This window comes from Kineosporia succinea, assembly GCF_030811555.1.
Classification (GTDB): domain Bacteria; phylum Actinomycetota; class Actinomycetes; order Actinomycetales; family Kineosporiaceae; genus Kineosporia; species Kineosporia succinea.
In genome coordinates this window covers 2,067,733-2,081,177 of sequence record NZ_JAUSQZ010000001.1, presented here as the reverse complement: position 1 = coordinate 2,081,177, position 13,445 = coordinate 2,067,733, and the positions used below count along the sequence as shown (strand labels likewise).

The window sequence follows — 13,445 nt, the reverse complement described above, 5'->3', positions numbered from 1 at the left end:
GGCCCGGAGGATGCAGCATCCTCCGGGCTCTCGGTCATGGTCGGGTCAGGAACTCAGGGCGTCGAGTTCGCCGCCCTTGGCGGCGTCGATCCAGGCCGAGAACTCGCCCGGGCTGAATCGGAGAATGGGGCCGTTTCCGTGGGCCTTGGTGTCGCGGACGTCGACGCTCTGTCCGTTTCGCCGCATTTCCACGCACTGGCCGCCGCCGCCGCTGGCCTGAGCCTTGATCCAAGGGGTCTGTGTACTCATGTCGTGTACTCCTCGAGTCGGACGGACTTCTGCATGAGTGTTGCCCAGACGTCCCGGTACGTGCGTAGCTTGGTTTCTTTTTCCAGGTACCGGGCGTCTGCCTGTGACTCCAGATAAACCACGTCGGTGTCCGGTTCGGAGAATTCCAGCAGGGTGAATGCCCCGCCGCGCAATCCCGGATGTGCACCGGCGGACCAGGGCAGTACCCGGACCTCGATGTTGGGTTTTTCCCGAGTCAGTTCACGAAGATAGCGCAATTGTTCGCGCATGATGTCGGCCGAACCGATGATGCGGTGCAGCGCCGATTCGCCGATGATCGCGCTGATCGCCGGAGGGTCACCGGCGTCGAAGGCGGTTCCCATCCGGGTGACGCGCAGGTCGGCGTCACGCCGCCGGGCGTGCTCGGGCATGCCTTCGCCGATGGTGAGATGCTCGTGGTAGAGCGGTGTTTGGAGCAGCCCGTGAATGAGCTCGGCGTCATAGGTGCGGATCGCCGAGGCCGACTGCTCGAGATCCAGGTACAGCCCGAAACCCGGGATCAGCACATCGGTGAAATCTTCCCAGATGTTTTCCTCGTCGGCTTTGGCCGCGAGATCGGTGAGCCGTTCGGTGGTTGTCTCGTCGGCGCCGTACATGAAGCAGAGGGTGCGGATGTCGGCGTACTTGTAGGGGCCTTTACCGGCCTCCATTCGCCAGATCTTCTGGCGCGACCCGACCGACCGCACGTCTTCCGGCTTCTTGCCGGCCTTTTCCCGTAGTCTCCGGAGCTGGCGTCCCAAGGAACGCCGCCCCATGCCCGACCCGCTGCTCATGACCACGAGTTTGGCATTTTCCGGAACGACGGGCGAGTAACAATTGCCGGCATTGAATCCCGTCACGCTCGGCCCGTCACAAAACGTTACGTTGATCTGGATCGGGAAACAGCCGAAGCTAATGGACGGCGGGGGGAAGCCGATGTGCGAACGGCGTTTCGCGGCATCGGTCAATGCCATACAACGGGGGTTTACACCCATGCGAGAGCAAGCAGCTCTGAAAGGTGAAAGACCGGGAACCGGGGAGTGGGTCGGCCGGGTCGACGTCGATCTGCGGAATGCCCGGGACTGGTCCATCGGCTCGCTGCAGCTGCACGTCGAGCCGGGCACCGTCACGGCCTGGTTCGGAACCCGGGCCCTGGCCGTGATGGAGCGTGACCTGCTGCGGGAGTGGATCATTCATCCGCGGGGCACCCGCCTGGCCGTCGACGAGCTGGTCTGGTCGGCCCAGTACGGCTCGACCTACGTCGCGCTGGGCCGGGTCGCCGAGTACCGGGTGAGTGACTCCTCGGTCCGCGAGCTGACGGCGGTGATCTGAGCCGTGATCGTCATGACCTCAACCGGTTCCGGCCGGTCGGAGCCGGAAACGGTGAGGCCTCGGCCCGAGGCCGGGGCGCCCGACGGCGCGCAGGTCGATCACCTGCCGGTCGGTGGATTCTGTGCGTGCTGCGGCGCGGTGTACCCGTGCTCGGCGGCCCGTCGGCAGGGGCGCGACCAGCCGCGTCCTCGCGAGATCCGCGCCCCGCTGAGCCGGCTCGCCCGGCTCTGCGACGAAATGGTCGTGCCGGCCGGGTGATCCGGGGCCCGGGAGCGGCCGGCGGTACGCACGGTCACGCGAAACGCACGCGTCGGCGAGCTTTTCCGGGAATGCGCGAGTAGTGTCACGGATGTCGGGGGCTGATCGGGCCAGCGGGGGCTGATCAGCCCCTGACGTCTGCCTGAACCGAAAAGAGTTCCGGTTCAGGGGTTTCACCCTGTCCGGCGGTGGCTGAAGGTCCCGTTCGGCGAACTCCTGGTGGGCAACCCGATAGTTGTTCTGACAAGCAGTCTGGCCGTACGGAAAACTGACAGGCGTGCGTCAAGCCTGTGCCGGTCTGCCCGGCGAGCTCTTGCGGAGGTGGCCGTGACCGAGTCCTGGGTGCCCCGGCAACGTGTCCCCGCGCTCGCCCCGTCGCCCTACGCGATCGTCACCCACGCCACCGACCGCCGCGTCCTCGCGGTCGGCGAGGAGATCACCGTCGGCCGGGGTGCCGACGTGACGCTCCGGATCGCGCACGGTCCCGCCGACGAGCACGTCTCCCGGCTGGCCGCCAGCCTCCGGGTTCTGCCCGACTGTGTCCTGGTGCGAAACCGGTCCCGCAGCAAGCAACTCGTGCTCCGCCCGCTCGTCGGCGCGCAACGTCCGCTGGAACCGGGAGCCGCCACCACGTCCATGCCCTTCACCGAGTTCCTCGTGGTGGTCACCGGGCGGTTCGGGCGGGAGTACACCGTGCACGTCGACGTCCGCGACCTCACTCCCGAGATGCCGCGGCCGGTGGCCGATCCGCTCGAGACGGTCGACGGCACGGCGGCCGACCTGACCGTTCCGCAACGCCGGCTGCTGGCGGCGCTCTGTGAGCCGCTGCTGACCCGCACCGGCACGCACGCCGCACCCGCCACCTACCGGCAGGTGGGCGAACGGGTCGGCCGGAGCCCGGGTTACGCGCGGTCGGTGCTGCGCCGGCTCCGCGAGCAGCTCGCCGCGCAGGGGGTGGCCGCGCTGGTCGCGTTCAACCTGGAGAAGGTCTACGCGGACTTCCGCCCGGCCCTGGCCCGGTGGGCGATCGACAGCGGCACGATCACGGTCGCCGACGTGCGGGCGCTCGATGCCCGGGCCTGAAACGCCGGGCTTCCCGGAAAGGTCGCCCGAGGGGGCCGGGTCCGGCGATGCGGTCACGATCGAGGACGCGCCGGAGCCCGTCGGTTCGTCGGGTCCGGTCGGCGGGGGCACGGGGGACGCGGGGACGACCGGTCCGATCGACGTGTCGGGTCTGCCGGCCACCGACGAGCGCGCCCGGATGGCCGGTGCGGCCCGGCCCAACGGCTGGTTCAGCGGGCCGCCGGACGAGCCGGACCGCTACGAGCTGCTCGGACCCGGGCTGTCCGGCGGCGAGGGAGACATCTGGCGGGCCCGTTACCGCGGTGACCTCACCTCGCCGCTGCCGGTCGCGGTGAAGCGGCTGCGGCGCCCGGCGACCGCGGGTGACGACTGGCCCACCCCGGCCGACCGGCGTCGCTGGGAAGACCTGCGCGCCCTGCTGCTGATCATGCGGATCGACCATCTGGTGAGCGTTCTCGACGTCTTCGTCGGCCCGCCGCCGCACCTGCCGGGCCAGGCCGGTTCCGGGCCGGTGACGCCCTACGTGGTGATGGAGTGGGTGCCGGGGCCCACGCTGGCGGACGAGTTCGGTGGGCTCCCGGCCGCGGCCTCCACCCTGGACGGGCGGCTGGACCTCGTCGAGCAGGCGGCCTCGGCCCTGGACGCGCTGCACTCGCGCACGGTCTCGGCGGGCAATCCCAGCCTGCACCGCGACGTGAAGCCGGCGAACTGCATCCTGGCCCCGGAGCGGGGTGTGGTTCTGGTCGACGTGGGCACGATGCGGCGGGTGGACGACGGGCGGGACCTGTCCGGGCGGCACACCCCGGCCTACACCGCGCCGGAGGTGCTGGCCGATCCGATGGCCGCCCGGGACCCGGCCTCCGACCTGTACTCGCTGGGGGCGCTGGCCTGGTTCTGCCTGGTCGGGGAGAACCCGCCGCACGCCCGCGACCCACTGGCCCCGGAGCACGCGCGGCGCCGGGCGCAGGAGGTGGCCCGGGCCGCCGGGGTGCCCGACCCGGCCGCCTTCGCGTCCCACCTGACCCGCCTGCTGGCCCACGACCCGGCGTCCCGTCCCACCGATGCCCGGGTCTGGGCGCGGGAGCTGCGGGCGCTCGGCCCGGTGCGCCGGCCGGTCCCGCTCCCGCTGGTCGCGGCGGCGGCCGTGATCCCTCTGGTGGCGATCGCGCTGATCCTGCTGCCCCTGTGGCTGACGCCGGACCGATCCGGAACCGGGGACCGCGCGGATGGAGCCACGACCCGGGCGGCGACCACGTCGTCCGCCATCGACCGCGCCGGGCCGCCCGAGCCCGCCGGCAGCGCACCCGCGACCCGGGGCGGGCAACCCGGACCGCCGGTGCCGGGCCCGGGCGGCCACGCTCCGCCCCCACCTTCCGGCCCCTGGCCGGAAGGCAACGTGACCACCGACGTCGCCGCTTTCGAGACCCCGGGCAACGGGGCCTCGATCGGCCGCTGCCCGCCGGTGAGCGGTACCGCCCGGCTGCCTCCGGGGCACACGCTGGTGTTCTCGGTGGAGAACCTCAGCGTGGGGGACCAGGTGCGGCACGTGACGCCGATCCGGGGCTGGCAGCGTCCGGAATCGCTGCGCCGGTGGCGTCTGCGGCCGCCGGTGGGCCTGCCGGAAGACCGGGTGGGGGAGCGCTACCGCCTGGAGCTGATCGTGGTGCCGCTGGACGAGTTGAGAGCTCGCGACCCGCATCGGATTCCCGATGACAGTTACGTGGGGGCAAGCCTTTTCGTGGAGCGGGGCAGCAGGTCACGGGTGGGTTGCTGAGCCCCGGGGCGATTCTGTCGGTGGTGTCTGTCACGATTTCGGCATGGATCCTCTCAAACTGTTCGAGACCACGCCGGGCAAGTTCTCGCTGATCATGAACGCGGGTGGCCTGCCGGCCGACGAGGTGGTCACCGCGGCGGGCCACGAGCCGCACGGGTACTTCTGGGATGCCGTGGCCAAGTGGGTCATTCGCACGCGGGTGCCCGAGGTCGAGGGGCGGGTGAAGTTCGATCCCGAGGGCGGGATGTTCTGCGCCTACGGCACCGACCGCGAGGCTCTCACCGTGCTCGGCGAGGCGATGGCCTGGGTGGTCAACGCGGTCGACGAGCTGCCGGCGCTGATCGCCGCGGGTGAGCGGGCGGGCGTCGACTTCGACGACTGAGCGGGTTTCTCGGGCGAAGAGCCCGACGGCGCACGCGTCGGTCGTCGGGGAGGTGGGTGGTTGCGCACCGGGCGGGACGGTTCGGCGTTCAGGGCAGGGGCACGGCCAGGTCTTCGAGCGCGGCCTGCCATCGTGGGGCACGCCGGGCCGGGCCGGGTCTCGGGGTGAGGGCCTCGTCCCCGGTCCAGGCGGTCACCGCGCGGATGCCGTGCAGGGCGCTGACCGACCAGACCTCCAGCCCGTCGAGTTCCGTCACCGGCACCCGCTCGAAGCACACCCGCACGCCCTGCCGTGCCGCGTTGTCCAGCAGCAGCCGGCGGGTGACGCTGGGCAGCAGGTCCGGTCCCTCGGGTGGGCAGCAGAGCACGTCGCCGCGCCACCAGAGCAGAGCGCTCAGGGCTCCCTCGCGCACGCAGCCGTCGTCGTCCCGCAGCAGCGCCTCACCGGCGCCCGTGGCCGCGGCGCGGTCGCGGAGGGCCTGCATCCGGGGCAGGTCCGGTCCCTTGATCCACGGATCCTCGCGCGGGTCCGGGCCGTCGGTCACCCAGACGGCCACCTCGTGCCGGAGCTCCGGGGCCGGGCGCACCCACAGCGTGAACTCGCCCTCGTCCCAGCTGATCCGGGGAAACCAGCGTCCGGTGCGGGGCAGCGCGTGCAGCACGTCGTCCACGAACCGGTCCGCTGTCTCCCACCGAACCGCATCGTCCGCCGTCGGGGCGCTCACCCGCCGCACGCTGCGCACGAACCGGGCCCGATGCTCACCCACCCCGCGGCAGCGGCCCTCGTCGACCAGCCAGGAGTCGGCCACCCGGGGCCCTCCGGCTGGCGGGCGGGCGCTGGGCACGAACCCGCCCGGTCCCGCCCAGAGCATCGGCCCGGGGGGAACCACTCCGAACGGCTTCATCATGCGGCTCCCCGGACCCGGTGAAGTGACTGGCCCGTAAGATATCCGCCCCGACCTGCCTGAGGAGTCTCCGCGATGACGCACCGCCGGGTCCGGACGCTGCTCGTGGACAACTACGACTCCTACACCTACAACCTGTTCCAGCAGCTGGCCGTGGTGAACGGCACCGAGCCGACGGTGGTGCGCAACGACGAGTCCGACTGGACCACCCTGCTCGAGCGCCTCGGCGGGACCTTCGACAACATCGTGATCTCACCCGGTCCGGGGCGGCCCGAGCACGGGTCCGACTTCGGGCTGTCGGCGGCCGCGATCGGCTGGGCCCGGTCCTCCGGCACGCCCCTGCTCGGCATCTGCCTGGGACACCAGGGCATCGCCGTCGCCTACGGGGCGCACACGGCCCCGGCCGTCCGCATCATGCACGGGCAGCTCAGCCGGGTGCGGCACCACGGGGCGCTGCTGGCCGGCATTCCGCAAGACTTCGAGGTCGTCCGCTACCACTCGCTGGCGGTGCCCGAGCCGCTGCCGGCCGGCCTGACCGCCACCGCCCGGGCCGAAGACGGCACGGTCATGGCGCTCGCCGCTTCCGACGCACCGCTTTTCGGCGTCCAGTTCCACCCGGAGTCGATCCTCACCCGGCACGGCACCCGCATCATCGAGAACTTCCGCGAACTGACCGGCGTCACCCGCGTGGTTCCCGAGCCCGTCGCCGTGCCCCTGCAGCCCGTCTCGAGCCGCACCCGCCTGCGCCTCACCCTGCGCACGGTCGAGGGGCCGGTCGACGCCGAGGCCCTGTTCGCGGCCCTGAACCGGGGCGCGGGTGCGGTCTGGCTCGACGGCGAGCACACCGGGCGCTTCTCGTACCTGGCCTGTGCACCGGGTGGGCCGCTGAGCGAGAGTCTCTCCTACCGGGCCGGTTCGGGCCCCAGCCTCTTCGATCGGCTGAACGAGCGCCTGGCCTCGTTCGACCTGCCCGAGCCGCCGGACATCCCGTTCGACTTCACCGGCGGCTACGTGGGCTACTTCGGCTACGAGTGCGACGCCGATCCGGCCACGGCCGGCCCGCACCGCTCGCCCCACCCCGATGCCGCCCTGCTGTTCGCCGACCGCCTCGTCGTGATCGACCACGAGCAGACGTGTGTGTACCTGGTCGCGCTCGATCCGGAAGCCGCGGCGCCGGGCGAAGACTGGCTGCGTGACACGGCCGAGCTCATCGAGACACTGCCTGCGCTCGCCGACGTGCCTGCGCCGGCCGGCCTGACCGTCGTTGCGGGGCCCGTTCACGGCCGGTCCCGGTACCTCGACGACATCGCCCGCGTCCAGGGGTATCTCGAGCAGGGCGACACCTATGAGGTGTGCCTCACCACGAGCTTCGAGAGCCGCAGCTCCGAAGCCCCTTTCACTACCTACCGGCGGCTGCGGCGGCTCAACCCGGCGCCCTACGCGGCCTTCCTCGAGCTGGGCGGGATCAGCGTGTCCTCGTCCTCGCCCGAGCGGTTCCTGCGCATCGACCGCACCGGCCGGGTGAGCGCCAAACCGATCAAGGGCACCCGTCCGCGGGGCTCCGAACCCGGCGAAGACCTCTCCCTGGCCAAGGAACTCGAGAACGACGTGAAGGAGCGCGCCGAGAACCTAATGATCGTCGACCTGCTGCGCAACGACCTCGGGCGGGTGTGTGCGCCGGGTTCGGTCGTGGTGCCGCACCTGATGCGGGTGGAGTCGTTCAGCACGGTGCACCAGCTGGTCTCGACGATCGAGGGTGATCTGGCGCCGGGCCGCACCGCGGTCGACTGCGTGCGGGCGGCGTTTCCGGGCGGCTCGATGACGGGCGCCCCGAAGGTGCGCACGATGCACATCCTGCAGCAGCTGGAGGGGCGGGCACGGGGCGTCTACTCGGGCGCGGTCGGGTATCTCGGCGTGAACGGCACGGCCGACCTGAGCATCGTCATCCGTACCCTGGTGCACGACGGCGACCGGGTGAGCGTGGGGGCAGGCGGTGCGATCACCGTGCTGTCCGATCCGGAGCAGGAGTGGCGCGAGGTCCGGTTGAAGGCCGACGCGGTGCTCCGCGCGATCGGCGCGACGAGCACCGACGAATCGCCTCCGACCAGCAACGATGACGCATCCAGACACCCGGACGGCGCAAATTGAGTGGCGCCCGGTGATCAGGCCTGACAGGCTGACTGCGGAAATGGCTGCCCACCGAGAGGAGAGCGCTCATGGCGTCCGGCAACCAGGTCAGTGACGATACGAAGCGCAAGTTCCGTGAGGCCCTGGAGCGCAAGAACTCCAGCGGCACGGATCACAAGGGCGAGAACTCCGGGCACGGCAAGGTGGAAGGCGCCCACGGCGCCGAGACCTCCGGCGCGCAGCAGATGTTCCGGCGCAAGGCCGGTTCGTAGCTCTTTCAGCGAGAGGCGTCATCCGGTTCCGGGTGGCGCCTTTCGTCATGTCCTGGCCTTTCCCGGGCTCGTCCGGTGCTCGTGCGGTGCTTCGTCCGGTGCCCGGTTCCGCCCGGCTAGCCTGAGGCCCGGTTCGTTCGTCGCCCCGAGGAGAGTTCTCGCATGATCCGCAACGTCGTGATGGGCCGGCTCCGGCCGGATGCTGACACCGCCCGGCTCGACGAGGGCCTGGCCGGCATCGTCGCCCTCGGCATTCCCGGGATGAGCGGCGTGAAGGTCGGCCGCGACGCCGGGCTGCGCGACGGCAACTGGGATTACACGATCACCGCCGACTTCGCCGACGTGGCCGCGTACCGGGCCTACGACGAGGACGAGGAGCACAACCGGCTGCGCCGCGAGTTCTTCGGGCCTCTGTCGGAGGAGATCGCGCGGATCCAGATCGAGGTCTGAGCGCCCGGGCGCCGGGGTGAGCCTGTTCGTCCGCCCGCTCCGGCGCCCCTCGCGGTGTCTCGCCGAAAGCCGCAGTCGGCATCCTGCCAAAAGCAGAACCGCAGGCCAGTCCTTGCGGACTGACCTGCGGTCTTGTGGGTCGGGGTGACAGGATTTGAACCTGCGGCCTCTTCGTCCCGAACGAAGCGCGCTACCAAGCTGCGCCACACCCCGGTGGAGCGGTTGTAACCTTACCCGACGAGATGCCGAAGTCTGAAATGGGTATGCCGTCCCATCCGAGGGGCGAGACGGCAACCGCCCTCAGACCGCCGGCACCAGGGTCAGCAACGTGGCCTCCGGGCGGCACGCGAAACGCACCGGCGTATACGGAGACGTGCCCAGACCAGCACTGACGTGCATCCACGCGTCCGTCGGGTCGGTGCCGTCACCCGGATAACGGGAGACGCCCTTGGCGCGCTTGCGATCGAGGTCACAGTTCGTGGTGAGGGCGCCGTAGCCGGGGACGCAGAGCTGACCGCCGTGGGTGTGGCCGGCCAGGATCAGGCCCGCCCCGTCGGCCGTCATTGCGTCGAGCACCCGCAGATAGGGCGCGTGGGCCACCCCGATCGTGAGCGAGGCCGAGGGATCGGCCTGGCCCGCCACCTCGGAGTAGCGGTCTTTCTTGATGTGCGGGTCGTCGACCCCGACGAACTCCAGCGTCAGGTCGTTGACCTTCAGGTGCTCGCGGCGGTTGTTGAGGTTGAGCCAGCCGCCCTCGCTGAAGCCCTCGACCAGGTCCTGGGTGGGCAGCCGGGTGCCGTGGATGCGCTTCTTGCCGCCGTAGGGCAGCAGGTAGCGCGCCGGGTTCTTGGGCTTGGGGGCGTAGTAGTCGTTCGACCCGAGCACGAACACCCCGGGCAGCTTCAGCAGGTGCTCGTGGGCCTTCAACACGGCCGGCACGGCCTCGAGGTGGGCCAGGTTGTCGCCGGTGCTGACGACCAGGTCGGGCTCGAGCGCCGCCAGGCCCCGTACCCACTCCAGCTTCTTGGTCTGGCTGGGCACCAGGTGCAGGTCGGACAGGCAGAGAACACGCAGCGGCGAGCTTCCCGCGGGCAGGACCGGCACGGTGAACCGGCGCAGGGTGTAGGCCCGGGCCTCGGCGAGGGACCAGCCCAGACCGGCGGCACCGGCGGCCATCACGGCGAGAGGAAGCTTCACGGATGTGCGCATTCGGACATCTTCGCAGGTCTCGCTATGGGCTTCGCCGGGTACGGGAAAGTAGACCGGCCCGGCGTAAACCGTTATTGCCTCAGGGGGCCAGGTGCGAGGATGAGCCTCATGTCCGACTCCCCGACCGGCCTCAAGGCCCAGCTGCGCTCCGACCTCACCACCGCGATGAAGGCCCGTGACGCCCTCCGTTCCAGCACCATCCGGATGGTCATGACCGCCATCAAGAGCGAGGAGGTGGCCGGCAACGTCGCCCGTGAGCTCTCCGACGACGAGGTCGTCACCGTCGTCACCCGGGAGGCCAAGAAGCGCCGCGAGGCGGCCACCGCCTACGCCGATGCCGGTCGTCCCGAACTCGCCGAGAAGGAGAGCGCCGAGCTCGCCGTGCTGGCCGGCTACCTGCCCCAGCAGCTCTCCGACGAGGAGCTGACCGCCCTGGTGGCCGAGGAGATCGCCGCGGCCACCGCCGCCGGCAAGACCGGCAAGGCCGCGATGGGCCTGGTGATGAAGGGCGTCCGCGGCCGGACGGCCGGGAAGGCCGAGGGCGGCCGGGTGGCCGCCGAGGTGAAGGCCCAGCTCGAGGCCTGAACCCGCACTGAGGGCCGCAACCACGTCAGGTACGCAGAAGGCCGGGCACCCCCGAAGGGGCGCCCGGCCTTCTGTGCGACCTAGCCGTTGTCGGCGTTGCCGTTCGGGTCGGCGGCCCCGGTATCCGGAGCCTGCACCGTCCCGTCGTCGTCGCCCTCGTCGTCGCCCCCGGTGTTCGGGCCGGCGCTGATGTAGATCGTGATCGTGCTGCCGGTGCTGGCGCGGCCCGACGGGTCGACCCGGGCCACCGTGCCGGCGGGCTGGTCGGAAGTCTCCAGCTCACCGCTCTGGCTGACCGAGAAGCCGGCGTCCTCGAGAGCGCTGCGGGCGTCGTCCGGGCTCTGGCCCACCACGTTCGGCACGTCGGTCATCGGGGTCTGGGTCAGGCTGGAGTCGGCCTCCGGGAACTCCTTGACCTTCTTGCCCGCCAGCGCCGACTCCATGATCTTCTTCCAGGTCGGCGCGGCGATCGTGCCACCGTAGACGTTCGAGTAGTACTGGCCGTTGATGGTGACGCCCCGCATCACCTTGCGCTTGCCGTTCACCGTCTCCGGACCGACCCAGACCGCGGTGGACAGCTGCGGCGTGTACCCGACGAACCAGGTGTCCTGCGAGTCGTTGGTGGTACCGGTCTTGCCCGAGGCCGGCTGACCGTTCGAGAGCGGGCCGGTGCGGGCCGCGGTGCCGTTGGTGAGCGCGCGGCTCAGGCCCAGCGTGGTGGTGTTGGCGACCTTGGCGTCGACCGTCTGCTTGCAGTCGGCCTCGGGGATCTTGACCGCCTTGCCGTTCCGGTCGGTGATCGAGGTGACCGCCGTCGGCTTGCAGTACTTACCGCCGGAGGCGAACGTCGCGTAGGCGTTGGCCATGGTCAGCGGCGACTGGTTGGCGATGCCGAGCACCACCGAGGGGTAGCAGTTGGGGATCTTCGTGGTCGCCTTCTCGTTGCCGCACTGCACCTGCGGCGCGGCCAGGTGCATGCCCACGGCCTCGGCCATGTCGGCCACGTCGCACAGGTCGAGCTGCTGCTCCATGCGGATGTACGCGCCGTTGATGGAGTTGGCCGTCGCGTCCCAGACGCTCATCGACCCGCGGGCCCCACCGTCGCCGGAGTTCACGAAGTTCCAGGTGGCGCTGGACTGCAGGCTGCTGCCGCACCGCTTGAAGGAGCTCTCGGCGATGGAACCGGGCGAGCCGTCGATCGTGGCGTTGAGCGACTTGCCCGCCTTCAGCCAGGTGGCGAGCACGACCGGCTTGAAGGTCGACCCGGTGAGGAAGCCGGACGAGCCACCGTAGTTGTAGTCGGCGGAGTAGTTGATCGTGGTGTTCTTCCGCCCCTCCTTCACGCTGTAGTACTTGTTCTGCGTCATCGAGATGATCTTGCCCGTACCGGGTTCCACGGTGACCGCGGCCGTCGCGACGTTGCTGCTGTCGTTCGGCGGGATGGCCTCCTTCACCGCTTTGAAGCTGGCGTTGAGAACCTTCGGGTCGAGCGTGGTCTTGATCGTGTAGCCGCCCTGCTTGAGGGCTGCGGCGCGAGCCTTCTTGGTCTTGCCCAGGGCCTTGAAGTCGCTGCTCTTGGTGATCAGGTTGTAGACGTAGTCGCAGAAATAGGCGCTCTTGCCGGCGTTCGCGCACCCCTGGTAGGTCGGCGTGATCTTGGCTCGCAGCTTGGTGGCGATCGCCTTGTCGCGCGTCTCCTCGTCGATCATCCCCTGCGCGAACATCTTGTTCAGCACGGTGTTGCGGCGGTTGGTGGCCGCCTGCACCTTGTCCTTGTCCGCGAAGTTGTACTGCGTGGGGGACTGCACCATGCCGGCCAGCATCGCGGCCTGGGGGAGGGTGAGCTTGGCCGCCGTGGTGTTGAAGTAGTAGCGGGCCGCCGCCTCCACCCCGTTGACCTGGCCGCCGAACCAGGCGATGTTCAGGTACGAGTTGAGGATCTCGTCCTTCGTCATCTTCTTCTCGAGCGCCGCGGCGAGCCGGATCTCCTTGATCTTGCGGGAGTTCGTCTGCTCCTCGGCCGCCTCGTAGGCCTCTTTGTCACCCGCCAGGTAGGCCTGTTCCTTCAGCAGGTTCTTGACCAGCTGCTGGGTCAGCGTCGAGGCACCCTGCGAGACACCGCCGGAGAGCTGGTTGACCACCAGGGCGCGCAGCGTGCCCGTCGGGTCGAAACCGCCGTGCTCCCGGAAGCGCTCGTCCTCGATGGCGACGATGGCGTTCTGCAGGAACGGGGAGATCTCGTCCAGGTCGACGGGAACCCGGTTCTCGTCGTAGAACGTCGCGATCACCGACCCGTCCGACGCCAGCACCCTGGTGTTCGCGGCCATCTTGGTACTGGCCAGCTCACTCGGGAGGGCGTCGAACGCCTTGACGGCGCTGTTGGACGCCATGCCTGTCGCGCCGATCGCGGGGACCGCCAGACCGGCCGCGAGAACGCCCGCCACCAGACTGGTCACCACGAAGGCGCCGAGCAGGCCCATGACATTTCTGGGGGCGGGTGCCGGCGACATGGCGCCAAGGTTAATACGGCTCTCTGTGCGCTCTTTGCTACAGCGACCCGGCCTTTCCGGTCCGATCGCTGGACCGGACGGTCTGCCCGGCGTCGGTCGTCAGGGCCCGGTCAGGCCCGGTCGGCGGTGGTTCGGCCCGCGCGCCAGGAGGTTTCGCCCCGGCCGGGGTCAGGCCCAGCCCCGGCCCGGTCCGGCAGTCGCACCGCAGCGGCCGGACCGGGCACTGCACCGGTCACCGCGAACATGTATCGATCATCGCTCTGTGTGACTCGCTCTTGACACAGCGACAGAT

The 13,445-nt window shown here is 70.2% G+C and carries 14 protein-coding genes and 1 tRNA gene; 9 read left to right on the top strand and 6 right to left on the bottom strand.

The features are described from left to right. Positions 1-45: 45 nt before the first annotated feature. Together J2S57_RS09195 and J2S57_RS09190 are read right to left on the bottom strand one after the other, a co-directional pair. Positions 46-249 (bottom strand): DUF397 domain-containing protein, encoded by a 204-nt coding sequence (locus tag J2S57_RS09195; RefSeq protein ID WP_307240535.1) that lies wholly within the window; start codon positions 247-249, stop codon positions 46-48. Then, positions 246-1,241, bottom strand: a complete 996-nt coding sequence (locus J2S57_RS09190; RefSeq protein WP_307240533.1) for a helix-turn-helix domain-containing protein — start codon at positions 1,239-1,241, stop codon at positions 246-248. The genes J2S57_RS09195 and J2S57_RS09190 overlap by 4 nt, the downstream gene beginning before the upstream one ends. 19 nt (positions 1,242-1,260) lie before the next feature. Here J2S57_RS09190 and J2S57_RS09185 point away from each other — a divergent pair, with 19 nt between their 5' ends. From J2S57_RS09185 to J2S57_RS09165, 5 genes are all read left to right on the top strand, one after another. Further along, positions 1,261-1,599: a hypothetical protein gene (locus J2S57_RS09185; protein ID WP_307240531.1), complete on the top strand. Its 339-nt coding sequence runs from the start codon at positions 1,261-1,263 to the stop codon at positions 1,597-1,599. 12 nt (positions 1,600-1,611) lie between these two features. Next, positions 1,612-1,857 carry a hypothetical protein gene (locus J2S57_RS09180; RefSeq protein WP_307240529.1) on the top strand — a complete coding sequence of 82 codons (246 nt, stop codon included), beginning with the start codon at positions 1,612-1,614 and terminating at the stop codon, positions 1,855-1,857. Positions 1,858-2,184: 327 nt separating this feature from the next. After that, on the top strand, positions 2,185-2,940 hold the full coding sequence (locus J2S57_RS09175) for a hypothetical protein (protein ID WP_307240527.1): 756 nt from the start codon (positions 2,185-2,187) through the stop codon (positions 2,938-2,940). After that, positions 2,927-4,714: a serine/threonine protein kinase gene (locus J2S57_RS09170; RefSeq protein ID WP_307240525.1), complete on the top strand. Its 1,788-nt coding sequence runs from the start codon at positions 2,927-2,929 to the stop codon at positions 4,712-4,714. The genes J2S57_RS09175 and J2S57_RS09170 overlap by 14 nt, the downstream gene beginning before the upstream one ends. 43 nt (positions 4,715-4,757) lie before the next feature. After that, positions 4,758-5,096 carry an Imm51 family immunity protein gene (locus tag J2S57_RS09165; protein ID WP_307240523.1) on the top strand — a complete coding sequence of 113 codons (339 nt, stop codon included), beginning with the start codon at positions 4,758-4,760 and terminating at the stop codon, positions 5,094-5,096. Positions 5,097-5,184: 88 nt separating this feature from the next. Here the strand turns inward: J2S57_RS09165 and J2S57_RS09160 are convergent, their stop codons facing one another. Next, on the bottom strand, positions 5,185-5,904 hold the full coding sequence (locus J2S57_RS09160; protein ID WP_307240521.1) for an aminotransferase class IV: 720 nt from the start codon (positions 5,902-5,904) through the stop codon (positions 5,185-5,187). Between the two features lie 171 nt (positions 5,905-6,075). On the opposite strand from J2S57_RS09160, the gene pabB reads away from it, so the two are divergent. The 3 genes from pabB to J2S57_RS09145 all read left to right on the top strand — a co-directional run bounded on the left by pabB (position 6,076) and on the right by J2S57_RS09145 (position 8,849). Further along, positions 6,076-8,148, top strand: coding sequence for an aminodeoxychorismate synthase component I (gene pabB, locus J2S57_RS09155; RefSeq protein ID WP_307240519.1), 2,073 nt, complete (start codon positions 6,076-6,078; stop codon positions 8,146-8,148). 68 nt (positions 8,149-8,216) lie between these two features. After that, positions 8,217-8,399: a DUF5302 domain-containing protein gene (locus J2S57_RS09150; protein WP_307240517.1), complete on the top strand. Its 183-nt coding sequence runs from the start codon at positions 8,217-8,219 to the stop codon at positions 8,397-8,399. 162 nt (positions 8,400-8,561) lie between these two features. Further along, positions 8,562-8,849 carry a Dabb family protein gene (locus tag J2S57_RS09145; RefSeq protein WP_307240515.1) on the top strand — a complete coding sequence of 96 codons (288 nt, stop codon included), beginning with the start codon at positions 8,562-8,564 and terminating at the stop codon, positions 8,847-8,849. A 139-nt stretch (positions 8,850-8,988) separates the two neighbouring features. Here J2S57_RS09145 and J2S57_RS09140 read toward each other — a convergent pair. Next, positions 8,989-9,062, bottom strand: a tRNA-Pro gene (locus tag J2S57_RS09140). Between the two features lie 87 nt (positions 9,063-9,149). Next, complete coding sequence (locus tag J2S57_RS09135) at positions 9,150-10,058, bottom strand: metallophosphoesterase (RefSeq protein ID WP_307240513.1); 909 nt, start codon at positions 10,056-10,058, stop codon at positions 9,150-9,152. Positions 10,059-10,166: 108 nt separating this feature from the next. Between J2S57_RS09135 and J2S57_RS09130 the strand changes: the two genes are divergently transcribed. After that, positions 10,167-10,643: a GatB/YqeY domain-containing protein gene (locus J2S57_RS09130; RefSeq protein ID WP_307240510.1), complete on the top strand. Its 477-nt coding sequence runs from the start codon at positions 10,167-10,169 to the stop codon at positions 10,641-10,643. An 80-nt stretch (positions 10,644-10,723) separates the two neighbouring features. Here the strand turns inward: J2S57_RS09130 and J2S57_RS09125 are convergent, their stop codons facing one another. Next, positions 10,724-13,153, bottom strand: a complete 2,430-nt coding sequence (locus J2S57_RS09125) for a penicillin-binding protein (RefSeq protein WP_307240509.1) — start codon at positions 13,151-13,153, stop codon at positions 10,724-10,726. Between the last annotated feature and the right edge of the window lie 292 nt (positions 13,154-13,445).